Origin of the sequence: Gelidibacter sp. (assembly GCF_035515035.1) — a bacterium.
Classification (GTDB): domain Bacteria; phylum Bacteroidota; class Bacteroidia; order Flavobacteriales; family Flavobacteriaceae; genus Gelidibacter.
The window spans coordinates 1-3,864 of the sequence record NZ_DATJCA010000069.1 but is presented as its reverse complement, the minus strand read 5'-3'; the positions used below and the strand labels follow the sequence as shown (position 1 = coordinate 3,864).

General features: G+C 38.6%; 8 protein-coding genes. 7 read left to right on the top strand and 1 reads right to left on the bottom strand.

What is annotated here, in order from left to right:
* From VLZ86_RS05670 to VLZ86_RS05640, 7 genes are all read left to right on the top strand, one after another.
* Nucleotides 1-226 (top strand): phage upper tail fiber protein (locus tag VLZ86_RS05670; RefSeq protein ID WP_325449618.1); only part of this gene is annotated, 226 nt, incomplete at its 5' end.
* Complete coding sequence (locus VLZ86_RS05665) at nt 223-810, top strand: hypothetical protein (RefSeq protein WP_325449616.1); 588 nt, start codon at nt 223-225, stop codon at nt 808-810. The genes VLZ86_RS05670 and VLZ86_RS05665, both read left to right, overlap by 4 nt.
* Nucleotide 811: 1 nt before the next feature.
* A complete protein-coding gene (locus VLZ86_RS05660; RefSeq protein ID WP_325449614.1) occupies nt 812-1,351 on the top strand; it encodes a T9SS type A sorting domain-containing protein in 540 nt (179 codons plus the stop codon).
* A complete protein-coding gene (locus VLZ86_RS05655; protein ID WP_325449612.1) occupies nt 1,348-1,617 on the top strand; it encodes a hypothetical protein in 270 nt (89 codons plus the stop codon). Before VLZ86_RS05660 ends, VLZ86_RS05655 begins: the two co-directional genes overlap by 4 nt.
* Nucleotides 1,610-2,272, top strand: coding sequence for a hypothetical protein (locus VLZ86_RS05650; protein WP_325449610.1), 663 nt, complete (start codon nt 1,610-1,612; stop codon nt 2,270-2,272). The genes VLZ86_RS05655 and VLZ86_RS05650 overlap by 8 nt, the downstream gene beginning before the upstream one ends.
* A complete protein-coding gene (locus VLZ86_RS05645; RefSeq protein ID WP_325449608.1) occupies nt 2,272-2,799 on the top strand; it encodes a M15 family metallopeptidase in 528 nt (175 codons plus the stop codon). Before VLZ86_RS05650 ends, VLZ86_RS05645 begins: the two co-directional genes overlap by 1 nt.
* Nucleotides 2,800-2,988: 189 nt before the next feature.
* Nucleotides 2,989-3,624 carry a thymidylate synthase gene (locus VLZ86_RS05640; protein ID WP_325449606.1) on the top strand — a complete coding sequence of 212 codons (636 nt, stop codon included), beginning with the start codon at nt 2,989-2,991 and terminating at the stop codon, nt 3,622-3,624.
* Between the two features lie 58 nt (nt 3,625-3,682).
* Here VLZ86_RS05640 and VLZ86_RS05635 read toward each other — a convergent pair.
* Nucleotides 3,683-3,864 (bottom strand): hypothetical protein (locus VLZ86_RS05635; protein ID WP_325449604.1); only part of this gene is annotated, 182 nt, incomplete at its 5' end.

The window sequence follows — 3,864 nt, the reverse complement described above, 5'->3', positions numbered from 1 at the left end:
CGATAAAGGCGAAGACGGTTACACACCTGTAAAGGGAGTGGATTACTTTGACGGTGCTGCTGGTGCTGACGGTAAGGATGGCGACAAAGGCGATAAAGGAGATAAAGGAGATAAAGGAGATAAAGGAGATCAAGGCGATGCTGCCGTGTGGATCAAGCTCACGCAAGCGCAATATGATGCCTTGCCATCACCGGATGAAAATACATTATATATAACAGTAGGATGATTTTAAATAACGCAGATAGAATTTATTTAGGAGCCGATACGGTTGATAAGGTCTATTTGGGCAGTGCTCAGGTATGGCCACTTTTGCCGGTTAATTTATATGATCAACAAGATGCGTGCAGTATTGGGGCAGCAGAATCAGAAAGTATTGGGACTGAGTGGAGCGTATCGGATGAAAACCAAGTAGAACTCTTAATAGAAACTGGAAACAACAGTAGTTGGTCAATGAGAGTTAGGAAGCTTGACACATCTCAAAACACACCTAGCGGAAGTTATGGTGGATATGCCACTATATCTCTAGGAGGATTTGAAGTAGGAGAAACTTACAGACTCACAGCCGATTCAAGAGCGTTGAATGCTACAGAAGATGGTGCTGGAAGAGCTTGGTTTGAAGTAGGCAGAGGTACTGATAGCCATACTTGGTTTGATATAGAATCCTTTGAGTGGCTATCACAGTCATATGAGTTTGTAGCGTTAGAGGAGACGATGGTTTTTATCCTTTATGCTGCATGGAGTAGATCCAACACATCAACACAAGGGAACTCTTGTTTATTAGATAATATTTTCATCGAAAAAATAAGTTAGCATGGCTAAATTACTATTAATAACATCATTTCTGCCGCTTTGCATTTTTGGGCAAAGTACCGATTATACGGGATGGCACGATTTGACCAATGAGCTGCAGCATACCGAGGGCGGATGGGGTATTGGCAATGCCTGTGGGGTCGATTTTTATCTGAAAGGCATTATCCGTGATGATTTGGATATGAAAGGTGGTCAGTTGCAACTGCTCAACAGTCACGTGGTGATTGAGGGCGAATTGTTGAACGTGGCCGATATTGTGTATTTGTGCGATGAGGCGATTTTAGAAGTGCGCGGTGGTGCCTTATCCGTGCCGGAACTAGAGCCTCAAGAGGTAAAAATATATCCCAACCCAGCACGAGATGAAATTCACATCAAAGGCATTGAAGTGTCAAATTTAGAACTCTTTGATATGTCCGGACGTCGGTTAAAGAGCTATACAACTGTTGGTAACATGCACCGCATCATGATAGATGATCTGGCCAGTGGCATCTATATTCTTAAAATCAATCACAGTATAACCCATAAAATCGTGAAATTATGACACCTGATAAATACGCCCAAAGCAAATTTGAAGACAATGTTGCCGCAATCCGGCATTTTGTAGGCGGTAAAAACGTGATGTTTTTAGCCCTGTTTGGTTCCATTGTGGACTGTCACATCTCGATGCACGAATCTACCGATGACTCAGAAAAGTTGGCTTTTTTCTATCAAGCCAAATGTCACCTGGTCCAGCAGCTTGAAATATACTGCCTGGCCAATAAAGATTTACTAATTAACGCCAATCAAAAACCTCATTCCAATGTTTGATTTTTTATATAAAATAATGTATGCGCAAAACTGTTTTAACATCTACTTCAGACCTGTATCGAATTACATAAAAGGAGCTCTTGATCTAGCATTTGATAACGATGCGTTTGTTTTTTATAGTGCGCTGTGCATGTCTTTTTCGATGCAGTGCATTTCGCATTTCTTAGATTTGAATATTTTCGGAGTATCAAATCTCATTTTATTGCTTGTTATAATCACTGTATTTACTGATGCCGGTTACGGAGTCAAAAAATCTTTGAGGATCGCTAAAGAGGCTGAATCAAAAGCAAAACTTATCAAAGATGATACGCCAGAGCGAAGAGCTTTACTCAAAACTGTCAAGCTAAAAAGGTTCAGCACGGAAAAGCTTCAGTTCACTTTTTTTAAATGCCTTACGCTTATTGCCTATTTATATTTCGCAAAAACAATTCTGGAGGTTGATGACAATCAAAGTGTTTTAGCAGAAGTTGTGGGATTCACGACCGCTGTTGTGATTAAAATCCCGTTGGCTATTTTTTGGTATAGGGATTTTAAAAGTATTGGTAAAAACTTCGAATTTTTATACAAAAAGAAACCGCCAATATTCGAGATCGTAGAGTCAATTTTTGAACTCAAATTCAAAAAATATTTTAATAAAGAAAAACAAGAAGCGTAATGGATGCAATTACTTTACAACGGATCGAAACGATTCACCCTATACTTAGGATTGAATTAAGGCAAATTTACAAAGAGATTTGCGAAGCTATTACGTCGCCTTATGCGTTGTTTAGATTTTCGCAGGTGCTCCGGTCTTTCAATGAGCAAGAAGCATTGTATGCGCAAGGCAGAACCAAGCCGGGTGCAATAGTTACCAATGCGCGAGGTAATGAGTCTTACCATAATTACGGCATGGCAGTTGACATCGTTCAGCTTCTTGACAAAGATAAAAACGGCACGTTTGAAACTGCCAGCTGGGACACTATTCTCGATGCCGACGGTGATGGCATTGCTGACTGGCTGGAAGTCGTGAAAATATTTAACAAATACGGCTGGCAGTGGGGGCTTTTCAACAAAAACGGAAAACGTTATGATTTGCCACATTTTCAGAAAAATTTTGGGTATTCTATTAAAGAGTTAAAAGCTGCTAAAAAAGACCGTAATGGTTATGTGCTCTTTGATTCGTATGGAGTGCTGGCAGCGTAAATGAAACACTAATTTTAAGGAGGGTGATAAATAGCCCTCCAGCATTAAAAAACTTTCTGACGGTATTTTAAACAAGAGCCCACATGGCTACTGGAGGACATTATGTCTATCTAGTGCTATGTGGGCTTTGCATGTTTAATACCGTCAGAACTGCAAATATAGAATGAATAACAATTAATTTGAAACAAAATGAATAAGTATCACAGAATTTTAGATAAGATTTTAAAAAAAGGAAAGCTTCAGGAAAATAAAAAAGGAGGCATAAAGTATCTAACTAATGAGTTGATTGAACTTAAGCCGCTCGATCTGTTAGAGATATTTGAAGGTCACGGAATTGCTAGGAATAAGCTTAAAAATGAACTCCAGTTGTTTATAAAAGGCGAAAGATTGACCGAGAAATACAGGGAAATTGGGGTGAACTGGTGGGATTATTGTGGTCCGATATTGGTAAACAGCTATCCAACTTACTTTGAGCAACTTCCAAAACTTATCGAAAAAATTAATAAAGAGAAAAGAAACTCTAAAAATTACGTTTTGTTTTTGGGCTCAACGGCTGCGGAAAGTAACCAACAGCCGTGCTTGTCTCTAATTCAGTTTCAGATAGATGCTGGTAAACTTGTTGTCAGTGCTTACCAGAGGAGTAGTGACGCATCGTTAGGGCTACCAGCAGACATTTATCATTTATATTTGATAAGCCGACAGGTAGATATACCTTTAAAGTCAATCACGTTGATGTTGGCTAATGTTCATATTTATGACAACAATATTGTGTCAACACAAGAACTATTAAAAGGTAATGCTCCTAGCTTTAACCTTAATGTTTAAATACTTTTAAAAGATTTTTAAAGGTCTTTAAAATTAGGACATTTGGTTTTTTGTTTCGCTAAATTATTAGGACATTTGGTTTTTGCGATTTTAATTCTATGGGAAGTTCTTGGCCATTGTTTTCCATTTGTTCCAAGAGCGGTTCTATGGTATGCCCATCGTAAGGTGTTTGCAAAAATGCCTGGATACCAAGAATGATTTTTTTTCCTTTATTTGAAGTGGTCACCAATCCTACTTTAT